We start from the raw sequence: 23,029 nt of genomic DNA on the forward strand, positions 1-23,029 counted from the left end.
ATTTACATATGAAAAATGTACAAAAACAAAAAAGGGCAAACAAAAGTTTGCCCTTTTTTTTTAGAGACGAATTTAAAGTCTCTTTTGTAATTATTTTTATATCTGTAGCATTATTAATTACTACTTTTACTTTTGATATTGTTCCTCCAATTTTGAATAGAGGAATACAACCTGCAACTTTTCCAAAAGCACTGTTGGTTTTAATAATAGTGATGACTTTATTGGTTTATTATTTAGCAACTAAAAACCCTTGGAAAGTTCAAAAAAAATTACCTAAATCTTTCTTTTTAACTATTTTAAGTTTTTTTATTTTTGTAGTTATTTCAAAAACTTTAGATTTCTTTTTAGCAATTTCAGTTTTATCTATTTTTGTTTCTTATTGTTGGGGTGAGAAAAGAATATTTTATTTATTACTTGTTGGAATTATTTTTCCTGTGGTTGTCTTTATTTTTTTTGAAACAATTTTAGGTTTAAGATTTCCACCTGGAATTATTACTAACATTTATTATAGCTAAATGGATAATTTATTATTAATGATGGCTCCTTTGTTTAGCTCAAAGCTATTATTAGTTTTATTTTTTGGAACTTTATTTGGATTAATCTTAGGAGTGTTACCTGGTTTAGGTCCAACAACTGGTGGTGCATTAATTTTACCATTTACAATGACACTTGATCCATTGTCAGCAATTGTATTATTAACTTCTATTTATTGTGCAGGCACTTACGGTGGTGCGATAACTGCTGTGTTAATTAATACACCAGGAACTCCAGCTGCAGCAGCAACTTGTTTAGATGGTTATCCCTTAGCGCAAAAAGGAGAGGCAGGAAGAGCTTTAGGAATGGCTACTGTTTCAAGTACAGTTGGTGGTATTTTTAGTGTTGTTATACTTGTCTTTTTTGCACCTATATTAGCTCAGCTTGCTTATGAATTTGGTCAGCCAGAATATTTTGCATTAGCTATCTTTGGTTTAACGATGCTTGCATCAATTGGAGAGGGAAGTCCAATTAAGAATTTGATTGCAGGTGCATTTGGAATTTTGATTTCAACGGTTGGTAAAGATTTTATGACATCAATTGATCGATTTACTTTTGGAATTAATGAATTAACAGAAGGGATTGGTTTTATTCCTGTTGTTGTTGGGTTGTTTGCAATGAGTGAGATGTTAACTCAGTCAACTTTAATTAATCAAGTATTTAACAGAATAGCCTTAAAAGCGATCAAGCTTCCAAGTAAAGATGATTACAAAAAAACTTGGAAAACAATTTTAAGATCTAGTGGTATTGGTTCATTTATTGGAGTGCTGCCTGCAGAAGGTGGAACAGTTGCTTCTTTAATTGGATATTCAGAGGCAAAAAGATTTTCAAAAAACCCAGAGGAATTTGGAAAAGGTTCTATTGAAGGTATTGCAGGTGCAGAAGCTGCAAATAATGCAGCGACAGGTGGTGCGATGGTTCCAACACTTGCACTTGGAATTCCTGGAAGTGCAACAACTGCTGTTATCTTAACTGGATTAATTATACATGGGGTTAGACCTGGGCCCGATTTATTTAGAGAACAACCTGATTTTTTATATGGAATTTTTGGCGCAATGCTTATTGCTAATGTTTTGTTCTTTATATTTGGTTTTTTTGGTGCAAAAATTTTTGCAAGAATAACATTGGTACCTAATAAAATTCTATGGCCTATGATTTTTGCAGTTTCTGTTTGTGGAACCTATTCATTAAATCAATCTATAATTGACGTTTGGATAATGTTATTTTTTGGTGTGCTTGGTTTCTTTATGAGAAGATATGGTTTCTCAGTTGTACCTGTTATAATTGGATTAATTTTAGGTGAGTTAGTTGAAGGTACTTTGAGACAATCTCTGGTTATATTTGATGGAAATTGGTTAATGTTTTTTACAAGACCAATAGCTTTAACATTCTTTATTTTATCTTTAATTGCTCTAGCTTTTCCATTAATAAGATCTAGAAAAATTAAAAAATAAACTATGATTAAATTTGATTTAAATAACAGAGTGGCAATTGTAACTGGTGGAGCCCAAGGGTTTGGATTAGCTATCACTGAAAGATTTATCGAGTCTGGTGCTAAAGTAGTAATTTGGGATATCGATGAGGGAGAAGCTAAAAAAGCATTAGAAAAAGTAAATTCAGAAAATTTAACTTATCAAATAGTTGATGTGAGCAACTATGAAACAATTAATTCAAAATTATCTGAAGTTGAAAAATCTCATGGTAAGATCGATATCTTTATTAATAATGCAGGTGTAGCAGGTATGAATACTACCGTTGCAGAGTATCCAATAGAAGAGTGGAACAAAGTAATTAATTTAAATTTAAATGCAGTCTTTTATTGTTGTAAAGCAGTTGTTCCATTTATGGTTAAGAATGACTATGGAAGGATTGTAAATATTGCCTCTATTGCAGGTAAAGAAGGAAATCCAAATGCAAGTGCTTACAGCACTTCTAAAGCAGGAGTTATAGGATTAACTAAATCCTTAGGTAAAGAACTTGCACAAAAAAATATTGCAGTAAATTGTGTTACTCCAGCTGCCGCAAAAACTAGAATTTTTGATCAAATGACTGAGGAGCATATAAATTATATGCTTTCAAAAATACCAAGAAATAAATTTGCTAAAGTAGAGGAATTGGCTTCCTTAGTTGCTTGGTTATCAAGCGAAGAAAATTCTTTTTCTACAGCTGCAGTATTTGATTTAAGCGGTGGTAGAGCAACTTACTAATAATTATGCAAGTAGGTATAGACGTTGGTGCAACAAAGATTGAAAGTGTTGTACTTGAAAAAGATGGACAAGAAAAACACAGATCAAGAATAGCTTGCCCAAAAAATTATACTCAAATTATTACTGCTATAAGAGATATTCATAAAAAATTAGAAGAAGAGTTCAATCAAGAGCTTCCAATCGGCGTTTGCCATCCAGGAGTTCACTCTCCACAAACAGGGTTGGTTAAAAACGTTCCCAACATCAGCTGGTTAGAAAAAAAACCTTTTCAAAATGATTTGCGTAAGGCATTGGGTAAAGAAGTATTTTGTGAAAATGATGCAAATTGTTTTGCTTTATCAGAAGCCATAGATGGAGCAGGGAAACATTATAAAATTGTTTATGGAATTATTTTAGGTTCTGGAGTTGGAGGTGGTTTGGTAATTGATAAAAAAATAGTAAGTGGTCCCAATGGTGTTGCCGGAGAGTGGGGTCATAATCAAATTCCTTACTTTGCTGCAAAAAAGGAAAATTTCGATTCAAGCAATCCAAGAGAAGCAGAGATTGAAAGTTTTTTATCAGGCTTAGGCTTAGCTAAAAGATTCAAAAAACTTTATGGAAAAAATTTAAAAACAAATGAAATTTTTGAATTAAATAGACAACATGATTTAGATGCTGAAAAATTTATAGACGATTTTAAAGTAAATTTAGCAATGTCACTTTCAAGTATAATAAATATTTTGGATCCTGATGCTTTTATATTTGGAGGAGGAGTTTCAAACGAAATTGATTTCTTACATGAAATAGATTCACTGGTGCGAAAATTTGTAATTGGGAGAGAATACGAAGGTGTTTTTTTAAAACCAAGATACGGTGATGCTAGTGGCGTTCGTGGTGCTGCAAGATTAGGAAGAAGCGCGACATATTAGTTTTTAAATTTAATTTTTAAAAAATTTAGAAAAATAGCGAAAAAAAAATAAAAAAAAGAATTCAACTTATAATTGTATTTAGATTTTTTGGTATGATACCTATTCAAATTAGTTATATTTCATTTTTTAAATTAATTTAAAAACAATAAATAAGGGAGAAATAATGAAAAAACTTATACTTTCGATTGCAGCTCTTGCATTATTTGCAACTTCTGCGTTCGCTGAAAGATATGTCATGATTACTCATGGTGAAGGAAAAGATCCTTTTTGGCCAGTAGTTCAAAAAGGTGGTGAAGATGCAGCTAGAGCAATCGGTGCTGACTTCGAATATATCTACAACCCTTCTGCTGATATGGCTGATATGGCAAGCTCAATTCAAGCTGCTGCAGCTACTCAACCAGATGGAATGGTGATTTCTTTACCAGACCCAGATGCATTAGGCCCAGCTATTAAAGCTGCTGTTGCTGCTGGTGTTCCAGTAATTACAATGAACTCTGGTTTAGAGTCTTCTGCTAGCCTAGGTGCTTTAATGCACGTTGGTCAGCCTGAATTACTTGCTGGTCAAAAAGCTGGTGAAAGAGCAAAAGCTGAAGGTGCTTCTAAAGCACTTTGTATGATTCAAGAAGCATACAACACAGCTCTTGTAGACAGATGTGAAGGTTACGGTTCAGCTGTTCCTATGCAAATGACTGATACTACATCTGACCCTGCAACTATTCAAACTAGAGCAACTGCTGCTTTACAAGCTAACAGCGATATCGATGCGATCCTTTCAGTAGGACCACACGTGTGTGAAGCTGTTGATAAAGCTTTAGCTGATCTAGGTATGACAGTACACCACTCTTGCTTTGACTTAAGTCCTGCAGTTATGGATTTAATCGGATCTGGAAGAGTTGCTTTCACTATCGATCAACAACAAAGATTACAAGGTTATATGCCAATTATCGTATTACACTTGTACAACAACAGTGCTGGACTTTTACCAGGAGCTAACATCCCATCAGGACCTGGCTTCGTTGACAAGTCTAACGCTTCTTCAGTTGCTGCTTTAGCAGGTATTGATAGATAGTCTGTAATAATTTAAAGGGTCGATTATTCAATCGGCCCTTTTTTTTTAACAAAATTAATAAGTCTTTTATAAATGAATACATCAACAGCAAAAAAACCAAGACAAGAGTCTGACCGACAAGGTGAAAAAAAATGGTACTCTGCATTTATGTCTCGACCAGAAGTTGGACCTTTTGGAGTTATGGTTTTACTTTTTTGTATGTTGGGATACTTCTCTATTCCAGAAGGACAATTTTCTCTTAACCCTTTTTCTGGTGAAGGATTTAACGCTTTAGGAATTAGAAATAATTTTAGGGTAATCGCACAATTAGGGATCGTTGCACTTGCTGCTGGAATGTTAATCATTGCAGGTGAATTTGATCTTTCTGTTGGTTCAATGATCGGTTTTGCTGGTGGTTGTATGGCAATGATACTTAAATGGGGTTTTGCTGTTGTTATACCTTATATATCTTTTGAAGGTGGTTTTCATTTTGAAGGATTTACATTATTTAAAATTCAAGATGTCTCTCCATTATTAGCAATATTAATTACATTATGTATGACATTATCTTTTGGTTGGATACAAGGATGGATAATTGTTAAGAGTGGAATATCTTCTTTCATCGTTACACTAGGTGGCCTTTTCTTTTTAAGAGGATTAACTGAGGTATCATACAGAGCATTTAACAAAGCTCCTGATCAAACTGCTGGATCAACAACTGTTACAGATTTACCAGATATTAAAAACATTATAAATGTACCAGGTCATGGAGAAATGGAAAGAGACGCAGCTAAATCTTTACCAAATGACCAATTACTAGAAATTCTTAGCAATGTGCCAGCTAGCACGGTTGCAAAATTAACCGAACGATTAACATATATTAACGAAAAAGTTGCAGCTTACAAAACTGCCATGAATGCTGAAAAGATGATTGCAACTTTAGAAAAATCATTAGCTGGAGCAAAAAAATCTGGAAATGACTCAATGGTTGAAATTTTGACAAAGAAAATTGAAGCTGGTGTTAATGTTCCTGAAGTTGCAGCAAAAGCTGTTACTGATATCGATATAGCAAAAGCTTATATCGACACCATCGTTACTGCAAGACCTGTAGCTAATTTCTTTGGTGGCGATATTATGGAACCAGTATTTAACTGGCTATATTATACAGTAGATTGGAACGTAAATAACTTTGGAAATATTTTTGCTAAAGGAATGTATTCTTGTTTGATGATTTGGGGACTGATTGCATTTATTTGTTATTTAATTTTAAGTAAAACTCAAGCAGGTAACTGGATTTATTCAACTGGTGGAAATCTTAATGCTGCAAAAGCTAATGGTGTGCCAACAAATAAAGTTAAGATTTCATTATTTATGTTTACTGCTTTTTGCGCAACTATGTTTGCGGCTTGTCAAGTATTTGAAGTTAACACTGCTGATACAGCTAAAGGTAATTTAAAAGAATTAGAAGCAATTGCTGCAGCGGTTATTGGTGGTGTTGTTTTAACTGGAGGTTTTGGAACTATAGGTGGAATAATTCTAGGAACAATTATTTTTGGAATTGCAAAAGAAGCTTTCTTTTATATTCCTGGAATTGATGGATCATTCTATAGAGTGTTCCTTGGAGCAGTGCTTGTTACTGCTGCCTTTACCAATGAGAATATACGAAAACGAATTATGGGAAATATCTAATGGATAAAAAACCATTAATTGAAATAAAAAATTTAGTAAAAAAATTTGGAGCATTTACTGCTTTAAATGGAGTTTCCTTAGATGTTTACCCAGGGGAAGTTCATGCATTGTTAGGTGATAATGGTGCTGGAAAATCAACTTTGATCAAAGTGTTATCTGGTGTTCATCCTATGACAAGTGGAGAAATAAAAGTAGATGGAGAAAATGTTAACTTTACTTCACCACGTCAAGCATCTGATGCAGGAATTGGAACAGTTTATCAAGATTTAGCACTTAACGCTCTAACATCAGTAACAAGAAATTTTTTTCTGGGACGTGAATTAATAAAAGGTCCTGCTGGATTTGGTTTAATGCAAATGGATGAGATGGATAGAATAACAATAGAAGAAATGTCCAAAATTGGAATTAATATTGCAAACCCTAATCAACCAGTTGGAACAATGTCAGGTGGACAAAGACAAACTTTGGCTATTGCAAGGGCAATTTATTTTGGTGCAAAGATATTAATATTAGATGAACCTACATCAGCATTAGGTCAAAAGCAGCAAATGGAAGTTTTAAAAACAATTAAAAAAGTTCAAAATTTAGGAAACATTGCAATTATACTTATTACACACAATGAAATTCATGCGCGTCTTATAGCTGATCGATTTACTTTTTTAAGTTTAGGAGAAGTAATTGGCTCAGGATTGTCTTCAGAACTAGGTAACGAAGATGTGAAAAGATTGATGGCAGGTGGTGCTAAAATTGGCGATCTAGCTAAAGAATTAGAGTTATAAATTTTTTTATTTTTTTTTAATTTTTTTCACTTAAAATTTATTGATGCGTAAATTCTCAAGAGATACTTTTAATATTACCGAAGCAATAAACGAATTAATGCATGAATCTGGAGTTATTGTTGTTGAAAAAGTATATAATTTAAACGATATCAAAGAAGCAAGAGAGATTGTTAATCATTTTGCAGATACACAAGAGCAAAAAGAAACCCACTTTAATGCTGAAGCTGAAGCATCTGATAAAATTAAACTACAGCAAAGAATATGGAATTTATTTGGTAAAGGAGAGGTTTTTAGTAAATTAATAACAAATGACATTATTTTTAGCTTAATGTCTAAACTTTTAGGTTCAGAGTTTTTTTGTGGATCATACTGCGCAAGTAGATTGTTACCAGGATCTATAGGTCAAGAACTACATATCGATTATCCGTATTGGGATTTTTATAATAGTGAGACTTTTCCAATGGGTCTAAATAGTTCATTTGCACAAAACTGTCAGGCTACTATACCTTTAGATATCTGTTCAGAACAATCAGGAGCAACGGCTTTCATACCAGGATCACAAAAGAAACTACACTATCCAAATGAAAATGATGACTTTTCAAACAAACAACAAATGATTGCTAATCCTGGAGATTTAGTTTTTTTTAATGGTAACTGTTGGCATGGAGCATCACCAAATAAATCAGATCACCAAAGAGCAGCATTACTGATAGAGTTTCTTCCAAAGTATATAAAACCAGTTGAAGATTTAGTTACTTATTTATCGGAAGACTTCAAAAATAATTCAAATCCAAAAGTGCGACAGCTTTTAGGATTAAATTATGAATATCCAAAAATAATGGATGCGAGTAAAAAAATAAATAATATCGGTTTAGGTTATAAAGCTAAATAAAATATATATTTTTAATTTAAATACTCTATAAATAGTAAAAATAATAAAAAAAGCATTAAGAAAATTAATCAAATAAAAATTATAAATAATGCTGATAGAGATTTTTGTAACTAGTGGAGGATTAAGAAAATGAAAGTAAAATATTATGATTTAGAAAATAAAAGAGTATTTGTTACTGGCGGCGGATCAGGAATTGGAGCTTCAATTGTTGAACATTTTTGCGAACAAGGTTCAGAAGTTTACTTTATAGACATTAATGTATCAGAATCCGAAAAATTAATTGAAAGTATAAAAAATAAAAAATATTCAATACCCACTTTTATTGAATGTGATTTGTTGAATATTAAACAACTTCAAAAAACAATTGCAGATATCATTGACCAAAAAGGTCCAATTGATATTTTAATCAATAACGCTGCTAATGACACAAGACATAAAATTGATGATGTTACAGAAGAATATTGGAATGAGAGAATGAATGTAAACCTAAGACATTATTTTTTCACAGTTCAATCGGTTAAAAAATCTATGATCGAAAATGGTGGTGGTTCAATAATCAACATGGGATCTACTTCATGGATGGTAGGTCAAGGTGGAATGGCCGCTTATACTGCAGCAAAATCTGGTGTTGTAGGTTTAACAAGATCTTTTGCAAGAGATTTAGGTGAGTTTAAAATAAGAGTAAATTCAGTGGTGCCTGGATGGGTATTAACTCAAAGACAAATTGATTTATGGTTAAACGAGGAGTCTGAAAAAGAATTGATGCATAGACAGTGTTTAAAAGAGAAGTTGATGCCTCATGAGCTTGCTCAAGCAGTTCTGTTCTTTTCTTCAGATCAAGCATCTGGTTGCACAAATCAATCTTACGTTGTTGATAAAGGTTGGCTATAAGAGACTTTGTGCAAGTACAAAGTTCAACGATAGAAAATAAATATTTAAGAGTTAAGTCAATTAATATTGGCGCTTGTTTGTATGAGGTTTATGACAAGCAAAGGAAAATTAACTTAATCTTAAACCTAGGTCCTACAAAAAATTATGGCAGTAAGAATTTTTATGTGGGTGCTACTTGCGGCAGGTATGCAGGCAGAATTTCAAACTCAAGATTTAAGATTAAAAATAAAATTTATAAACTTGAAGGCAACGAAGGAAGAAATACATTGCATGGAGGAAAAATAGGATTTGATAGATTAGAATGGAAAATAAAACATCATTCAAAAAATAAAATTATCTATCAATTGTTATCTAAAAATTTAGACCAAGGTTTTCCAGGGGACTTAAATTCAGAGTGTATTTTTGAAATCAAAAACAAAAGTTTATTTATAAAATATCAATATAAATCAAGCGAATTAACTCATGTGAGTTTAACCAATCATAGTTATTGGAACTTGAATAAGAGTAAAAAAGAGACAATTTTCAATCATGATTTAAAAATTAACTCTGAAAAATATCTTGAAGTAACTAATAAATTAATCCCAACTGGTAAAATTAAAAAAGTTAAAAATACCATTAATGATTTTAATAAGTTTCAAAATATTGGAAAAAAAATAGACATTATTAAAAACAAAAAAATAAAGAGAGTATCTAATACAATCAATCAATTGGGATTTGATTTAACATATTGTATTAAAAAAAATTCTAAAAATTATTTAGCCTCTCTAAAAAATAAAAAAACTAATATTCAATTAGACTTTTATTCAAATCTTCCTGGTGTACAGCTCTATACCAGTCAAGGTTTGAGGTATAAAAATAAACTTGCTCCTTACCAGGGGGTTTGTTTAGAAACACAACACTACCCAGATGCACCAAACAATAAAAATTTCCCAAGTTCTTTAATTAAACCTAATAAACTTTATAAGTACTTTACAAAAATAAATATTTCATAAAATGAATAAAAAAATAAACATATCCATTGTTGGAACAGGCTTAATGGGATTGCAACATATAAAGGCAATTTCAAAATCAAAAAAAGCTAATCTTCATTCGATAGTTGATATCAGTAACAACGCAAAAAATTTATCAAAAAAATATAAAATCCCATTGTATTCAAATGTAGACGAACTTTTAAATTCAAAGAATTTAGATGCAGTAATTGTTGCTACTCCAAATCAACTTCATGAAAAACATACAGTCAGTTTTTTAAAGAAAAAAATTCCGGTATTATTAGAAAAACCTATTTCAGATAATATTAATTCAGCAAAAAAAATTATTAGTAGCGCTAATAAAAATAAAACGCCGTTATTAATTGGGTATCACAGAAGACATAACTCTATTGTATCAAAGGTAAAAGAGTTAATTGATAAAGGTAAATTAGGAAACATCGTTTCAGCAAATGTATTGTGTTGGCTTTACAAACACAAAGCTTATTACAAAGAAAAATGGAGAATTAGTAAAGGTGGAGGGCCTTTAGGAATTAATTTAGTCCATGATATCGATATGATTTGCTACTTACTTGGATCTATTAAATACGTTCAAGCATTTACAACCAACAAAACTAGAAAATTTGCAGTTGAAGATACAGCTACTATTAGTTTAATATTTAATTCAGGTGCACTTTGTACTTTAAATTTATCAGACACAATTGTTGCTCCATGGAGTTATGAATTAACTGCAGGGGAAAACCCAGCTTATCCTATAACTAATCAATCTGCATACATGATCGGTGGTACTAAGGGATCATTGCAATTTCCTAATTTAAAATATTGGTTCTATAAAAATGAGCGAAGTTGGTGGAATAAGATCTTTGTTGATGAAGATAAAAATAAAAAAGACGACAGTACTTTAGTAAACCAAATTGATCATTTTGCTGATGTTGTGTCTAAAAAAGTTAAGCCAAAAGTTAACGGCAATGATGGTTTAATCTCTCTTAAGATTTTTGCAGCAATAACCAAAAGTGCAAAAACTGGTAAGAAGGTTAAGATTTAAAGATTAGATAGTATTGAATTAGAACATTTTAAGGTATCAGCATCTCCACCTAAGTCTTTAGTTCTATTTTCTTTTTCACTTAAAGATTTTTCGATAGCTTCAACAATTGAATTGGAAGCTTCTTTTTCTCCCAAATAGTCTAACATCATTGCACCAGACCAAATTTGTCCTACAGGATTAGCAATACCTTTTCCTGCAATATCAGGTGCTGAACCATGAACTGGTTCAAATAAAGATGGAAATTTATTTTCAGGATTAATATTACCAGATGGAGCAATTCCAATAGTTCCAGTGCAAGCTGGTCCTAAATCAGAAAGAATGTCTCCAAATAAATTAGATGCAACGACAACATCAAACCATTCGGGATTTAGTACAAATCTAGCAACCAAAATATCAATATGATATTGATCTGTTTCAATATCAGGATAATTTTCTTTCATTGCATTAAAACGTTCATCCCAAAACGGCATTGTAATTGAAATACCATTTGATTTTGTTGCATTCGTTAATTTTTTTCTTTTTCTCTGTTTTGCTAATTCAAAAGCAAATTTTTGAACTCTATCTATTCCATGGGCAGACATGATAGTTTCCTGAATAGCTATTTCTCTATCAGTATTTTTAAACATTCTTCCACCAACAGAAGAGTATTCACCTTCGGTATTTTCTCTAACAATTAGCATATCTATGTCACCTGGTTTTTTATTTGCTAACGGAGGATTAATTCCAGGAAACAATTTTACCGGTCTAAGATTTATATATTGATCAAATTCTCTTCTAAACTGAAGTAAGGATCCCCATAACGATATATGATCTGGAACTTGATCTGGCATTCCAACTGCGCCAAAGAATATTGCATCATGTTTTCCTAATTTTTCCTTCCAATCATCTGGAAGCATTTTTCCATGTTTTTCATAATAATCACATGAAGCAAAATCATATTCTGTAAAATTTATTTTAAATTGATGTTTTTCAGCAGCGTCTTTTAGTACTTTTAAGCCTTCAGGAACTACTTCTTTTCCTATCCCATCTCCTGCTATTGATGCAATGTTATATTCTTTCATTTTTTTATTTTTAATTTAAAGAAAAATATTTTTTTTCTATGTTATAGCTTAGCTCACTGATTTCTTTTAATGTTTTTTCTAAAAATAAAAGTAAACTGTCTATATCATCATTCTTTATATTAAATTTTTCTACTTTTTTATTCAAATATTTGATTTTTTTAATCAAATCATTTTTTTTTGATATTCTATACAAAGCCCTTTCAATTTGATTTAAATTCCAGCTAATTGATCTTGGAAAGATATCTGCTTTAAGAAAAAAACTAATTATGTCAGAAACTGTTATATCTTGTTTTGAATATTGTCTGTAAGCTTGGAAAGCAGAAATAGATTTTAGAATATTTATCCATTCCAATGTTAAATATTCATATCCTTTTTTATGTTGTTTAGATCTTAAAGATTGTGATTGAAGTATTCTTATCATCATATCAGTTCTTTCGATAAATCTTCCAAGACGTAAAAATTGATATTCAATGTTTCTTTGCATTTCCATATCAGTAGAGTACATGAAGCTTTGAGAACCTTGGATTACTTCATTGAGTATTTTGATATAGTTTTTTTTATTTTTTCTAGTTTTTATATTTTTATTAAATTTTAATATTAAATCATTTAATTTTATTATTGATTGCTCGGGCAGTATATCTCTTATCACCAAAGAATTTTGTTGAGATAAATTTAATGAATTAAAAATAGAGGATAGATTTGATTTATTTAAAATAAAATATTCTATTGTTTTTTTTTCAGAATATTTTTTATTTAATTTGAGATAGTCTTTGTTTAAACTTGTTACAGTTAATAAGGGTTTCCAAGAAATTTCATCTTCCAATGATAAATCTAATTGTAATTCACTAGTAGTAATCAATAATCTTGATGTAAAATTTGATCTTTCAAGATATCTAGACATCCAATACAATAATTTTGCTCTTCTACTTAACATAATCTAATTATCCAATATCCAGGTATCTTTACTTCCCCCGCCTTGAGATGAGTTTACAATTAAACTACCTTTTTTTAACGCCACTCTAGTAAGACCACCTTGCGTTACATACTGATTGGAGCCAGATATTATAAATGGTCTTAAGTCTACATGTCTTGGATCAAGTTCATTATTAATTAGAGTTGGAGATGTTGAAAGGGAGACTACTTTTTGCCCAATATAATTTCGTGGATTTTTCTTAATTTTTTTAACACATTCATCTAATTCTTTTTTGGATGCTCTAGGACCAATTAAAATCCCATATCCTCCTGACTCGTTTGCAGGCTTAACTACTAATTTAGCTATATTTTGTATCACATAATCCATTTGTTTTTTTTCATGACACAAATATGTTTCTACCTGGTTAATTATCGGCTCTTCGTTAAGGTAAAATTTAATCATTTTAGGAACATAACTGTAGACAACTTTGTCATCAGCGACGCCAGATCCAGGAGCATTAAGAATACTTATATTCCCTTTTTTCCATGCATTAAAAATTCCCGGAACACCTATTAAGGAAGATTTATTAAATACTTTTGGATCTAAAAATAAATCATCAATTCTTCTATAAAGTGTATGTAGTTGTTCTTTTCCATATACTGTTTTCATAAATACCTTGTTATCTTCAACAAATAAATCTGAGCCTTCAACTAATTCCACACCCATTTGTTGTGCTAAAAAAACATGCTCAAAATAAGCTGAATTAAAAACACCAGGAGTTAGTATAGCTAGTTTAGGATTAGATTTGTTTTTTGATAGAGATCTCATACATGAGTATAATTTTGAACAATATTCATCTACTGGACTGATTTTATGTTTTTCAAATATTTCTGGAAAAACACTTTTCATGACTGTTCTATTTTCAAGCATGTAAGATACACCTGAAGGAACTCTTAAATTATCTTCTAGTACTAAAAATTCACCATTAATGTCTCTTACTAAATCTGAGCCACAAATATTAGCCCAAACATTAAATGGAGGTTTGATACCAATGCACTCTTTTCTAAAATTTCCTGAATTTAAAATTATATTTTTTGGTATTATTTTATCTTTAAAAATTTTTTGATCATTATAAACATCGTGAATAAAAAAATTTAAAGTTCTTACTCTTTGAGCCAATCCTTTAGAAATTTTATTCCAATCTTTTTTTTTTATAATTCTAGGAATAATATCAAGTGGCCAATAATGATCTGTAATTTTATCATTTGAATAAACTCTAAAAGTAACTCCTCTTTGACTAATTGCATTTTCAGAATTTTTAATAGTAGTTAGAAGTTTTTTTCTTGAATATTTAGAAATAAAATTCGAAATAGTTTTAGTTTCAGGCCTTAGTTTTTGATTTTCTCCAACATATTCATCAAATACTTTTTTTGCCTCATATTTTTCCCAGGAAATTTTAGGCATTTGTTATTAAAGCATAAAAAATTTAAAAAAACATGAAAAATAAATTGTTTATGACGATAAATTAAGCTTTTTAAATCCAAACTTATATATTAGATAATGTGCCATGACTTATTGTATTGGAATCAATGTTAATGAAGGAATGATTTTTGCATCCGATTCTAGAACAAATGCTGGATTAAACGATATCAATACATATTCAAAAATGTTTAATTATGCTGTTGGTGATAGAAATTTAGTAATAGTTACCTCAGGAAACTTAGCAACATCACAAGCAGTATTTAGTTCTATTAAAAAAGATTTAGAATCTAACTCACCAGAAAGAAGCCTAAATACTTGTAATACAATTGAAGAAGTTGCAAATTACGTTGGATCTTTAACAGTTAAACATTCTTCTCCTCATGGAATTAATGAAGAAGCATTGCAACTTGGTTCTTCATATATTGTAGGAGGACAAATTAAAGATCAAAAATCAGAGATTTTACTAGTATATCCTCAAGGAAATTATATTCGACCATCGGATACCAAACCATATTTGATTATTGGTGAGATTAATTATGGAAAACCAATTTTAGATAGAGTTTTAAAACCAGAAATATCATTAGGTGATGCTGCCCGATGTGCATTAATTTCAATGGACTCAACTATCAAAAGTGATTTACGAGTTGGACCACCAATTGATTTTGTAGTTTATAAAAAAGGTTTAATTAATCCTATATATCAGAATAAATTTGAATTAGAGGACCAAGTTTATTCCTCAATAACAAAAAGTTGGTCTGAAAGTATTATTAGAGCTTTTGAATCGTTTCCTCGATTTGATTGGGAAAATAAATAACTTAGATTTTATCAAATTTTTAATCATAATCTTTCATTGTTTTGACATATTTTGTTTGTTAGTTTTGTTTATGAAAAAAATACTTCTTTTAATCTTCTTTAGTCTCTTTTTTGTTTCAAATTCAAATGCTGCATGCGATGATCCATTAACAGATGGAGTAGATTATTCAAAATGCAGATTTTCAGATGCGCAGGATCTACAAGGTAGTTATCTACCAAACTCGAATTTATCTTTTGCAAGTTTTGTTCAAGTAAACTTAGATAAAAGCATTATGATGAATTCAAATTTATCCTTTGGAACTTTTCCTGAGTCTACATTTGTTAGAGCCAATCTTTATGAGACAGTCAGTATTGGTGCAAATTTTGAAAAAACAAATTTCACAAATTCAAACTTAACAAGAGTTGATTTCATGGGGGCAACTTTAATAGAAGCTAATTTTCAAAATGCTAATTTGATGGAAGCAAATTTTACATCTGCAAACATTACTAATGCAAATTTTGAAAATGCAAATCTGATTGGTGCTACTTGGACTAATGGTAAGACATGTGGTCCAGACTCAATCGGAACCTGTATTGAGCAATAAGATATGAACACTTCAGTTAATACTGATGATGTTATTTTTAATTTTTTCAAACAAATCTGTGATGAAAAAGATGATCAAAAATGTGTTGAGCTTGGAAAAGAGTGGATAAAAGCAATGGAAACTAACCTTTCTTCCATGGAAGCAAACCTAAATGGTGCTGATTATCTTAAACATAAAGACGATATTCAAAGTAACCGAGATCATTTAAATAGCCTAAAAAATAAGAATTCTACAGAGTGGAGAGAGTATGCTACTCAGTGTATGATCGAAATAATGAATCACAAAGGCCAACAATAATGAGTAATCAAGAAAGAGTGTTTTTAATTATTTGTGCTTCTTTAATTATTTTTACTCTTCATTATTTAATTGAAAAACACTTCTTTTAATAAGAACTAGATCTTGCCCACTTATTAATATTTCCTTCTTTAGCTTTTTTATTTATTTCTTTAAGCTCAGATTTAGAAAAATTTAAATTGTTTAAACTTTCAATATTTTCTTTAATTTGTTTTACACTACTTGCACCAATTAAAGCTGTAGTGACCGCTTTATTATTTAATACCCAAGCTAAAGCCATTTGAGATAATGTTTGTCCTCTTTTTTTAGCAATTTGATTTAAATCTGAAATTATCTTTATATTTCTTTTAGTTATAAAACTTTTATCTAATGCAGATTTTGGATCACTTGCTCTTGATGCTTTTGGTATTCCTTTTAAATACTTATCTGACAACATTCCTTGTGCTAATGGAGAAAAAGCAATAGTTCCAATTCCTAATTTAATTAAATTTTTATCCAGGTTTTTTTCAAACCATCTATTTATTAAAGAGTAAGAGGGTTGGTGAATAAATATTTTAATATTTCTTTTCTTTAAAATATTGAACATCTCAATAGTTTTTTTAGAGGAATAGGAAGAGATCCCAATATAAAGTGCTTTACCAGATCTATAAATAAGTTCTAAAGCATCTGCTGTTTCTTCTAATGGTGTATTTGGATCAAATCTATGAGAATAAAATATATCTACATAATCTAGTCCCATTCTCTTCAAACTTTGATCACAGCTTGCAATAATATATTTTTTTGAACCCCATTCACCGTAAGGTCCTTCCCACATATCATAACCTGCTTTAGATGAGATAATTAATTCATCTCTATATCTTTTAAATTCTTTACTTAAAATTTTTCCAAAATTAGCTTCAGCACTTCCTGCTGGCGGACCATAATTATTTGCTAAATCAAAATGAGTAATCCCTGAGTCGAAAGAGTAAAACAACATTTTCTTTGCTTCAGATGTAAGTTGTTTACCACCAAAATTATGCCAAAGACCAAGGCTTATTAAGGGAAGATCAACACCACTCTTTCCACATCTTCTATATTTCATGTTGGAATATCTTTTTGGTGATGCTTTGTAACTCATAATTATTAATATAACTTAATATTTTAGTTTAAAAACATAAATTTAAATATATATTTAAAACAAAGGGGTGTCTTAACAGACTGAGATTAAACCCTACGAACCTGTCCGGTAATTCAGAAAGGGATAAAATGGATAATACATACTTTTTAAGTCAATCATCATCATTAACATTAGTAATTGTAATTAGTTTGGTATTTGCTGTTTTAGGAATTTATCATTCTAAAAAATTCCAAGGAATAAGTAATTATTTAACAGCCAATAGAAATATTGAATTATTTTCATTAACGACCAGTCTAGTTGCATCTGCTTTAGGAGCATGGATTTTATTTGGCCCTGTTGCTGCTGCCACATGGGGAGGAATAGGGGCTGTTATTGGTTATGCACTTGGTACAGCTTTTCCAATGATTTTCTTAATTTATTTTGGAAGAAAAATTAGATCAGAGTTTCCAAAAGGCTCATCTCTAATTGAGTTTATGAGAAAAAAATTTGGAAAAAGTTTATTTAAACTAATTTTGTTAATGACAATTTTTTACATGTTTATTTTTCTTTGTGCAGAGGTGACAGCTGTTGCAGTTTTAATCAATTATTTATCAGGTACAGATCTTTGGATCACAGCATTAATAGTGCTTTTAGCTACTTTAACTTATACGCTTTATGGAGGTCTAAGAGCTTCTATTTTTACTGATAATATTCAAATGATAGTTATTGGCTTTCTTTTATTAATTCTAATTTTAATTATCAGTTCATCAACAGGAGATAATTTTTCTTTTGTATTAATTAAAGAAAAAAATCCGCAATTGTTAAGTTCATCCTATATTCCAAGTTATACTGCTGGATTAACTTTTTTTATAGCTGTTGCTGCAACAAATTTATTTCATCAAGGAAATTGGCAAAGGGTTTATGCTGCTAAAGATTATCAAACATTAAAATCAGCATTGATCATTTCTTTTTTTGTAATTGTTCCAATAGTTTTTTTAATGGGTTTTATTGGAATGGTGTCATTCTCTATTGATCCATCAGCTAGAGCTGATTTAGGATTTTTTACTTTATTATTAAAAGAACAAATTGAAATGCTATCCTTAATTATTATTATTCTTGGTTTAGCTTTAACAATTTCAACAGTTGATACATTGGTTAATGCGATATCAAGTTTGTTTGTTGTTGATGGTAAAGCAACTTTTAATTTAGATAAAAAAACAGATTATTTAAAAATTTCTAAATACTTTATGATATTTTTATCTTTGATTGCATTTGGTGTTGCATCAAAAGGATTTGATATTTTGTATTTATTTTTACTTGCAGATTTATTTTGTTGTGCGTTTGTATTCACAGTCTTTTATAGTTTTTACAACAAGGTAAATGAAAAAACTGCTTATGTTTCAATAATAATTGGTTTAATTGGTGGATTTTTAATGTTTCCTTACCCAGATTTTTCTAAGAGTTTATTAGTTGGGGGATTGATGTCTAAAGATCTATTTTCACCTTTTGTTGCACAATCTTTATTATTTTTATCATTTGTTGTTGCAACTTTTTTACCAGCAATAATTTTGAAATTAAAAAGTAATTGATTTAGATAACAGAGTTTAAAGCATCATAAATAAGTTCTTTGGTTGTCTCACCAATGCTTCTGTAAACTTCTTTATTATCTTTAAAAATTAAAAGGGTAGTTTGATATTGAATATTAAAAAATTCTGCAATTTCTTTATTGGTTACATCAAATTTAAAGTACTCAATATTATTAAAATCATTTTTTGCTTTATCAAGAACTTTCATTTGACTAGCACAAGACGTACAATATTTAATCCATGAGCTAACCACTACAACTTTTCCATCTGACAAAGCTTTATCGAATAGTTCTTTTTTATATGTAGTTTCTTTTGCAGATGCTAAAGAGATTGTTGCAAAAAAGATTGTTATTACTGCTAATATTTTTTTCATAATTAATTATACCAAATTCTTTTTGAAAAAACTAATTGTTCTATCCCATGCTAGGTTCGCATTTTTTTCATCGTATCTTGGAGTTGAATCGTTGTGAAAGCCGTGATTACAATCTTTATATATATGAGCAGTGTAATTTTTATTATTTGCTTTTAACGCTGCCTCATATTCTGGCCAACCTTTGTTAATTCGATCATCTAATTCAGCATAATGCAGAAGAAGAGGTGCTTGAATTCTAGGAACGTCATCTGCTTTAGCTTGACTTCCATAAAAAGGTACAGAGGCCGACATCTCAGGATAGGCAACTGCTAATGCATTACATACTCCACCACCATAACAAAAACCTACGGCTCCAATTTTTTTAGTTGTTTCCTCATGATTATATAAAAATTCAAAACCATTAAAAAAATCATTTAAAAGTTTTGTACGATCAATTTTTCTTTGCATAGCTTTGCCATCTGCATCGTTGCCTGGATATCCTCCTAGACTACTTAAACCATCAGGAGCTAAAGCAATAAAACCTGCTTTTGCAACTCTTCGAGCAACATCTTTGATATAAGGGTTTAATCCTCTGTTTTCATGCACCACTAACACTGCTGCAGTTTTCTCAGTAACTTTAGATGGTTTTACATAGTAACCATTAATGTTTCCGTTACCATTTTCACTTTTATAAGTTATGTAATTTGCTTTGATATCAGGATCATTAAAGTTTACTTGTTCTGCTAGAGCATAATTTGGAGCTAAACTATTAAATATCGATAAAGCAGTTACTCCAGCTGCAGTATATTTTCCAATGTTTTTTAAAAACTCTCTTTTAGTGATTTTTCCATGTGCGTAATGATCATAAAGTTCTAAAATTCTTTGATCAAAATCTTTAGCTGTTAATCTATTTTTCATAATATCCACATTTTATTACAACCGTTGTAATAAGCAAATGATCTTATTGCATTATGAGTGATAAAGCTTATATGTTCATCATCCAAAATGTCAGAAAATCAAATAAGTATTAATAATCTATCTAAAGTCTACGGTAACGGTTTTGAAGCATTAAAGAAGATTAACCTTAACATTAAAAAAGGTGAGATTTTTGCAATGCTTGGTCCAAACGGGGCAGGAAAAACTACACTAATAAGTATTATCTGTGGAATTGTAAAACCTTCATCTGGAAAAGTCACTGTTGATGATTTTGATATTATTGATGATTATAGAGAGACACGTTCAAGAATTGGATTAGTACCACAAGAATTAACTTTAGAACAATTTGAAACGGTATTTAATAATGTCTCTTATTCAAGAGGTTTGTATGGAAAAAAACCAGATCCAAAACATATTGAAAAAGTTTTAAAGGATTTAAGTTTATGGGACAAGAAGGATCAAAGATTAAGACAGTTATCAGGAGGAATGAAGCGAAGAGTATTAATCGCTAAAGCTTTATCTCACGAACCAACTATTTTATTCTTAGACGAGCCTACTGCTGGTGTTGATGTAGAATTACGTAAAGACATGTGGAAGGTAGTAGAAACTTTAAGAAAAACAGGTGTCACTATTATATTAACAACTCATTATATTGAAGAAGCTGAAGCAATCGCTGATAGAGTTGGAGTAATCAATCAAGGTGAAATTATTGTTGTAGAAGAGACAAAAGAACTTCTTAAAAAAATGGGACATAAAAAACTAACCATAGATTTACAAGAAGAAATCCATGAAGTTCCTAAAAGTTTAGAAAAATATAAGCTTGAAATTGGAAAAGATAAAATGTCTGTTAATTACAATTATAATATTCAAGCACAACAAACAGGAATAACTACACTACTTCAAGATTTAAAAGATGCTGACTTAAAATTAAAAGATTTAAAAACAGAGCAGAGTACTTTAGAAAAAATATTTGTAAGTTTAGTAAAGGAGAACAATGAAATTTAATTATTACGCATTTAAAGCAATTTATTTGCATGAGATGGATCGATTTAAAAGAACATTGATGCAATCATTATTTTCACCAGTTCTATCCACCTCTCTTTATTTTATTGTTTTTGGATCTGTCATTGGTGGGTATGTAGAAAATATTGATGGGATTAGTTATGGATCTTACATAGTTCCAGGTTTATTAATGTTAACGTTGTTAACTCAATCAATCAGTAACACTTCATTTGGAATATTTTTCCCTAAATTTAATGGAACTATCTATGAAATCTTAGCAGCACCCATTTCAACATTTGAAATTGTTTTAGCCTTTGTAGGAGCAGGGGCAACCAAAACACTTATAGTTGGTGCGGTTATATTTATTACTTCAACTTTCTTCGTAGAAGTCAATGTAATGTATCCATTGTTAATGATATTTTTGTTGATGTTAGTTGCTTTTACCTTTGCTCTTTTTGGTTTTTTAATTGGATTAATGAGCTCTAACTTTGAACAAATGTCTATTATTCCAACATTAGTTATTACTCCAATGGTCTTTTTAGGAGGAAGTTTGTACTCTTTAGATATGCTTCCTGAGTTCTGGCAAACGGTTACTTACTTTAATCCGGTTGTGTACTTAATAAATGGCTTAAGATTTGCCTTTTATGGAGTATCAGACTTTAATATTTGGATTAGTATAACTTCAATGGTGGTGTTTTTAGGAGCTTGCATAACTGTGGTCGCTGTCCTGTTGAAAAAAGGATATAATATTAAATCTTAACTGCTAGCTATTTTCTTTTTTGGATCGTAAAAAGGTTTTTCTACAATAGTAGCTGAATATTTTCCTTCATGAGTTTCTATATCTAATTGATTACCTAATTCAGAATGGCTGATTTCAATCATTGCAAGTGCAATATTCTTTTTTAATCTTGGTGAATATACAGCTGATGTTACTTTACCAACTGTCTTACCATCTTTTTCAACTGGCCAAAAAGTTGTATTTGGTCCTGACAAAGGATCACAATCTATTATAAGACCAACTTGTTTTCTTTTTATTCCTTCTTGTTTTATTTTTTTTAGAGCTTGTTTACCTATAAAATTGATATCACTATCTAAATTAACTAATCGATCAAAGCCTAATTCAAATGGATTTGTATAAATATCTGCATCTGCATGATAAGAAAGCATACCGCCTTCAATTCGTCTTATAGAAGATGTGTGACCAGGTTGAAGACCATGTTCTTTACCAGCTTCCATTATTTTTTCATAAAGTTCATTACCTCTTGAACCATCTCTTAAATAAATTTCATAACCAAGTTCACTTGACCAACCAGTTCTTGAAACAATCAATGGAATTCCATCAAGTTCATATTCTCTAAGCCAATAATATTTAAGATCTCTGATACTTTCACCAAATAGTTTGACCATTATTTCCTGTGAGGTAGGGCCTTGTAACTGTAGAGGTGATACATCTGGTTCAGAAATTTTTACATCTAATCCCGAATTAATTGCTACACCTTGTGCCCATAATAAAACATCACTATCTGCTAAAGATAACCAAAAATGATTTTCAGCCAGTCTTAATAAAACTGGATCATTTAAAATTCCACCATCATTATTTACAATTAAAACATATTTACATTGTCCAACAGATAACTTTGAGAGATCTCTCGGAGTTAAAAGCTGAGTAAATTTATATGCATCAGGACCTGTAATCTCGACCTGTCTTTCAACTGCAACATCACATAAGATTGATTTTTCAATAAGGTTCCAAAAGTTTTGCTCAGGACTTCCAAAATCCCTTGGAATATACATGTGATTATATACAGAAAAACCAGTAGCACCCCACTTTACAGTAGCATCGAAATAAGGAGATTTTCTTATTTGTGTTCCAAAACCAAAGTTTTTATTAGACATTAGAGAGCCTTAACAGTCTGAGTATTAATTACAAA

At 30.4% G+C, this 23,029-nt stretch carries 24 protein-coding genes; 17 read left to right on the forward strand and 7 right to left on the reverse strand.

Annotated elements, in window-relative coordinates; translation table 11 throughout:
* Positions 1 to 8: 8 nt before the first annotated feature.
* The 11 genes from ACTTBO_RS03645 to ACTTBO_RS03695 all read left to right on the forward strand — a co-directional run bounded on the left by ACTTBO_RS03645 (position 9) and on the right by ACTTBO_RS03695 (position 10,979).
* Entirely contained in the window at positions 9 to 515 is a 507-nt protein-coding gene (locus ACTTBO_RS03645; protein ID WP_440656449.1) for a tripartite tricarboxylate transporter TctB family protein, read from the forward strand.
* Positions 516 to 1,988 (forward strand): tripartite tricarboxylate transporter permease, encoded by a 1,473-nt coding sequence (locus ACTTBO_RS03650; protein WP_440656450.1) that lies wholly within the window; start codon positions 516 to 518, stop codon positions 1,986 to 1,988. It begins immediately after the preceding gene.
* Between the two features lie 3 nt (positions 1,989 to 1,991).
* Complete coding sequence (locus ACTTBO_RS03655; protein ID WP_440651200.1) at positions 1,992 to 2,741, forward strand: SDR family NAD(P)-dependent oxidoreductase; 750 nt, start codon at positions 1,992 to 1,994, stop codon at positions 2,739 to 2,741.
* Positions 2,742 to 2,746: 5 nt separating this feature from the next.
* Positions 2,747 to 3,649 carry an ROK family protein gene (locus ACTTBO_RS03660; protein ID WP_440656451.1) on the forward strand — a complete coding sequence of 301 codons (903 nt, stop codon included), beginning with the start codon at positions 2,747 to 2,749 and terminating at the stop codon, positions 3,647 to 3,649.
* Positions 3,650 to 3,812: 163 nt separating this feature from the next.
* The gene (locus tag ACTTBO_RS03665; RefSeq protein WP_262589451.1) at positions 3,813 to 4,718 is read left to right on the forward strand and encodes a sugar ABC transporter substrate-binding protein; all 906 of its coding nucleotides are present in this window, start codon (positions 3,813 to 3,815) and stop codon (positions 4,716 to 4,718) included.
* A 72-nt stretch (positions 4,719 to 4,790) separates the two neighbouring features.
* Positions 4,791 to 6,386 (forward strand): ABC transporter permease, encoded by a 1,596-nt coding sequence (locus ACTTBO_RS03670; protein WP_440656452.1) that lies wholly within the window; start codon positions 4,791 to 4,793, stop codon positions 6,384 to 6,386.
* On the forward strand, positions 6,386 to 7,165 hold the full coding sequence (locus tag ACTTBO_RS03675; protein WP_440618597.1) for an ATP-binding cassette domain-containing protein: 780 nt from the start codon (positions 6,386 to 6,388) through the stop codon (positions 7,163 to 7,165). Before ACTTBO_RS03670 ends, ACTTBO_RS03675 begins: the two co-directional genes overlap by 1 nt.
* 43 nt (positions 7,166 to 7,208) lie before the next feature.
* The gene (locus ACTTBO_RS03680) at positions 7,209 to 8,057 is read left to right on the forward strand and encodes a phytanoyl-CoA dioxygenase family protein (protein WP_440656453.1); all 849 of its coding nucleotides are present in this window, start codon (positions 7,209 to 7,211) and stop codon (positions 8,055 to 8,057) included.
* 129 nt (positions 8,058 to 8,186) lie between these two features.
* On the forward strand, positions 8,187 to 8,948 hold the full coding sequence (locus tag ACTTBO_RS03685) for an SDR family NAD(P)-dependent oxidoreductase (protein ID WP_440656454.1): 762 nt from the start codon (positions 8,187 to 8,189) through the stop codon (positions 8,946 to 8,948).
* An 8-nt stretch (positions 8,949 to 8,956) separates the two neighbouring features.
* Positions 8,957 to 9,940: an aldose epimerase family protein gene (locus ACTTBO_RS03690; protein ID WP_440656455.1), complete on the forward strand. Its 984-nt coding sequence runs from the start codon at positions 8,957 to 8,959 to the stop codon at positions 9,938 to 9,940.
* A 1-nt stretch (position 9,941) separates the two neighbouring features.
* The gene (locus ACTTBO_RS03695; protein WP_440656456.1) at positions 9,942 to 10,979 is read left to right on the forward strand and encodes a Gfo/Idh/MocA family protein; all 1,038 of its coding nucleotides are present in this window, start codon (positions 9,942 to 9,944) and stop codon (positions 10,977 to 10,979) included.
* Here ACTTBO_RS03695 and ACTTBO_RS03700 read toward each other — a convergent pair.
* Genes ACTTBO_RS03700 through ACTTBO_RS03710 form a run of 3 tightly spaced genes read right to left on the reverse strand, consistent with a single transcriptional unit; the run spans position 10,976 to position 14,417 of the window.
* Complete coding sequence (locus ACTTBO_RS03700; RefSeq protein ID WP_440634993.1) at positions 10,976 to 12,040, reverse strand: tartrate dehydrogenase; 1,065 nt, start codon at positions 12,038 to 12,040, stop codon at positions 10,976 to 10,978. The two genes, ACTTBO_RS03695 and ACTTBO_RS03700, sit on opposite strands and share 4 nt — an antisense overlap.
* Before the next feature lie 10 nt (positions 12,041 to 12,050).
* Positions 12,051 to 12,974, reverse strand: a complete 924-nt coding sequence (locus ACTTBO_RS03705; RefSeq protein ID WP_440656457.1) for an alpha-E domain-containing protein — start codon at positions 12,972 to 12,974, stop codon at positions 12,051 to 12,053.
* A 3-nt stretch (positions 12,975 to 12,977) separates the two neighbouring features.
* Entirely contained in the window at positions 12,978 to 14,417 is a 1,440-nt protein-coding gene (locus tag ACTTBO_RS03710) for a circularly permuted type 2 ATP-grasp protein (RefSeq protein ID WP_440656458.1), read from the reverse strand.
* Between the two features lie 103 nt (positions 14,418 to 14,520).
* Here ACTTBO_RS03710 and ACTTBO_RS03715 point away from each other — a divergent pair, with 103 nt between their 5' ends.
* The 3 genes from ACTTBO_RS03715 (at position 14,521) to ACTTBO_RS03725 (ending at position 16,129) form a co-directional block, all read left to right on the forward strand.
* On the forward strand, positions 14,521 to 15,249 hold the full coding sequence (locus ACTTBO_RS03715; RefSeq protein WP_440656459.1) for a 20S proteasome subunit A/B: 729 nt from the start codon (positions 14,521 to 14,523) through the stop codon (positions 15,247 to 15,249).
* A gap of 70 nt (positions 15,250 to 15,319) precedes the next feature.
* Entirely contained in the window at positions 15,320 to 15,832 is a 513-nt protein-coding gene (locus ACTTBO_RS03720; RefSeq protein ID WP_440656460.1) for a pentapeptide repeat-containing protein, read from the forward strand.
* A 3-nt stretch (positions 15,833 to 15,835) separates the two neighbouring features.
* On the forward strand, positions 15,836 to 16,129 hold the full coding sequence (locus ACTTBO_RS03725; protein WP_262589440.1) for a hypothetical protein: 294 nt from the start codon (positions 15,836 to 15,838) through the stop codon (positions 16,127 to 16,129).
* 85 nt (positions 16,130 to 16,214) lie between these two features.
* Here ACTTBO_RS03725 and mgrA read toward each other — a convergent pair whose 3' ends face one another.
* Positions 16,215 to 17,243, reverse strand: coding sequence for an L-glyceraldehyde 3-phosphate reductase (mgrA, locus tag ACTTBO_RS03730; RefSeq protein WP_440656461.1), 1,029 nt, complete (start codon positions 17,241 to 17,243; stop codon positions 16,215 to 16,217).
* A gap of 128 nt (positions 17,244 to 17,371) precedes the next feature.
* On the opposite strand from mgrA, the gene ACTTBO_RS03735 reads away from it, so the two are divergent.
* Complete coding sequence (locus ACTTBO_RS03735) at positions 17,372 to 18,811, forward strand: sodium:solute symporter family transporter (protein WP_440656462.1); 1,440 nt, start codon at positions 17,372 to 17,374, stop codon at positions 18,809 to 18,811.
* 1 nt (position 18,812) lies between these two features.
* Here ACTTBO_RS03735 and ACTTBO_RS03740 read toward each other — a convergent pair whose 3' ends face one another.
* Positions 18,813 to 19,181 (reverse strand): thioredoxin family protein, encoded by a 369-nt coding sequence (locus tag ACTTBO_RS03740; RefSeq protein ID WP_440656463.1) that lies wholly within the window; start codon positions 19,179 to 19,181, stop codon positions 18,813 to 18,815.
* 6 nt (positions 19,182 to 19,187) lie between these two features.
* Positions 19,188 to 20,078: a YghX family hydrolase gene (yghX, locus tag ACTTBO_RS03745; RefSeq protein ID WP_440656464.1), complete on the reverse strand. Its 891-nt coding sequence runs from the start codon at positions 20,076 to 20,078 to the stop codon at positions 19,188 to 19,190.
* 87 nt (positions 20,079 to 20,165) lie between these two features.
* On the opposite strand from yghX, the gene ACTTBO_RS03750 reads away from it, so the two are divergent.
* Together ACTTBO_RS03750 and ACTTBO_RS03755 are read left to right on the forward strand one after the other, a co-directional pair.
* On the forward strand, positions 20,166 to 21,101 hold the full coding sequence (locus ACTTBO_RS03750; protein ID WP_440656465.1) for an ABC transporter ATP-binding protein: 936 nt from the start codon (positions 20,166 to 20,168) through the stop codon (positions 21,099 to 21,101).
* On the forward strand, positions 21,091 to 21,858 hold the full coding sequence (locus tag ACTTBO_RS03755) for an ABC transporter permease (protein ID WP_440656466.1): 768 nt from the start codon (positions 21,091 to 21,093) through the stop codon (positions 21,856 to 21,858). The genes ACTTBO_RS03750 and ACTTBO_RS03755 overlap by 11 nt, the downstream gene beginning before the upstream one ends.
* On the opposite strand, the gene ACTTBO_RS03760 is transcribed toward ACTTBO_RS03755, so the two are convergent.
* The gene (locus tag ACTTBO_RS03760) at positions 21,855 to 22,994 is read right to left on the reverse strand and encodes a glycine cleavage T C-terminal barrel domain-containing protein (protein WP_440656467.1); all 1,140 of its coding nucleotides are present in this window, start codon (positions 22,992 to 22,994) and stop codon (positions 21,855 to 21,857) included. The genes ACTTBO_RS03755 and ACTTBO_RS03760 overlap by 4 nt on opposite strands.
* Positions 22,995 to 23,029: the final 35 nt, after the last annotated feature.

The organism is Candidatus Pelagibacter sp. HIMB1509, from assembly GCF_052047855.1.
Classification (GTDB): domain Bacteria; phylum Pseudomonadota; class Alphaproteobacteria; order Pelagibacterales; family Pelagibacteraceae; genus Pelagibacter.

Bases quoted from the DNA above. Each gene is read 5' to 3' on its own strand.
- ACTTBO_RS03700 (WP_440634993.1), bottom strand. From the start codon at position 12,040: ATGAAAGAATATAACATTGCATCAATAGCAGGAGATGGGATAGGAAAA.
- ACTTBO_RS03650 (WP_440656450.1), top strand. From the start codon at position 516: ATGGATAATTTATTATTAATGATGGCTCCTTTGTTTAGCTCAAAGCTA.
- ACTTBO_RS03735 (WP_440656462.1), top strand. From the start codon at position 17,372: ATGGATAATACATACTTTTTAAGTCAATCATCATCATTAACATTAGTA.
- ACTTBO_RS03655 (WP_440651200.1), top strand. From the start codon at position 1,992: ATGATTAAATTTGATTTAAATAACAGAGTGGCAATTGTAACTGGTGGA.
- ACTTBO_RS03695 (WP_440656456.1), top strand. From the start codon at position 9,942: ATGAATAAAAAAATAAACATATCCATTGTTGGAACAGGCTTAATGGGA.
- ACTTBO_RS03720 (WP_440656460.1), top strand. From the start codon at position 15,320: ATGAAAAAAATACTTCTTTTAATCTTCTTTAGTCTCTTTTTTGTTTCA.
- ACTTBO_RS03680 (WP_440656453.1), top strand. From the start codon at position 7,209: ATGCGTAAATTCTCAAGAGATACTTTTAATATTACCGAAGCAATAAAC.
- mgrA (WP_440656461.1), bottom strand. From the start codon at position 17,243: ATGAGTTACAAAGCATCACCAAAAAGATATTCCAACATGAAATATAGA.
- ACTTBO_RS03750 (WP_440656465.1), top strand. From the start codon at position 20,166: ATGTCAGAAAATCAAATAAGTATTAATAATCTATCTAAAGTCTACGGT.
- ACTTBO_RS03755 (WP_440656466.1), top strand. From the start codon at position 21,091: ATGAAATTTAATTATTACGCATTTAAAGCAATTTATTTGCATGAGATG.
- ACTTBO_RS03725 (WP_262589440.1), top strand. From the start codon at position 15,836: ATGAACACTTCAGTTAATACTGATGATGTTATTTTTAATTTTTTCAAA.
- ACTTBO_RS03710 (WP_440656458.1), bottom strand. From the start codon at position 14,417: ATGCCTAAAATTTCCTGGGAAAAATATGAGGCAAAAAAAGTATTTGAT.
- ACTTBO_RS03675 (WP_440618597.1), top strand. From the start codon at position 6,386: ATGGATAAAAAACCATTAATTGAAATAAAAAATTTAGTAAAAAAATTT.
- ACTTBO_RS03715 (WP_440656459.1), top strand. From the start codon at position 14,521: ATGACTTATTGTATTGGAATCAATGTTAATGAAGGAATGATTTTTGCA.
- ACTTBO_RS03660 (WP_440656451.1), top strand. From the start codon at position 2,747: ATGCAAGTAGGTATAGACGTTGGTGCAACAAAGATTGAAAGTGTTGTA.
- ACTTBO_RS03740 (WP_440656463.1), bottom strand. From the start codon at position 19,181: ATGAAAAAAATATTAGCAGTAATAACAATCTTTTTTGCAACAATCTCT.
- ACTTBO_RS03670 (WP_440656452.1), top strand. From the start codon at position 4,791: ATGAATACATCAACAGCAAAAAAACCAAGACAAGAGTCTGACCGACAA.
- ACTTBO_RS03685 (WP_440656454.1), top strand. From the start codon at position 8,187: ATGAAAGTAAAATATTATGATTTAGAAAATAAAAGAGTATTTGTTACT.
- ACTTBO_RS03665 (WP_262589451.1), top strand. From the start codon at position 3,813: ATGAAAAAACTTATACTTTCGATTGCAGCTCTTGCATTATTTGCAACT.
- ACTTBO_RS03760 (WP_440656467.1), bottom strand. From the start codon at position 22,994: ATGTCTAATAAAAACTTTGGTTTTGGAACACAAATAAGAAAATCTCCT.
- ACTTBO_RS03645 (WP_440656449.1), top strand. From the start codon at position 9: ATGAAAAATGTACAAAAACAAAAAAGGGCAAACAAAAGTTTGCCCTTT.
- ACTTBO_RS03705 (WP_440656457.1), bottom strand. From the start codon at position 12,974: ATGTTAAGTAGAAGAGCAAAATTATTGTATTGGATGTCTAGATATCTT.
- yghX (WP_440656464.1), bottom strand. From the start codon at position 20,078: ATGAAAAATAGATTAACAGCTAAAGATTTTGATCAAAGAATTTTAGAA.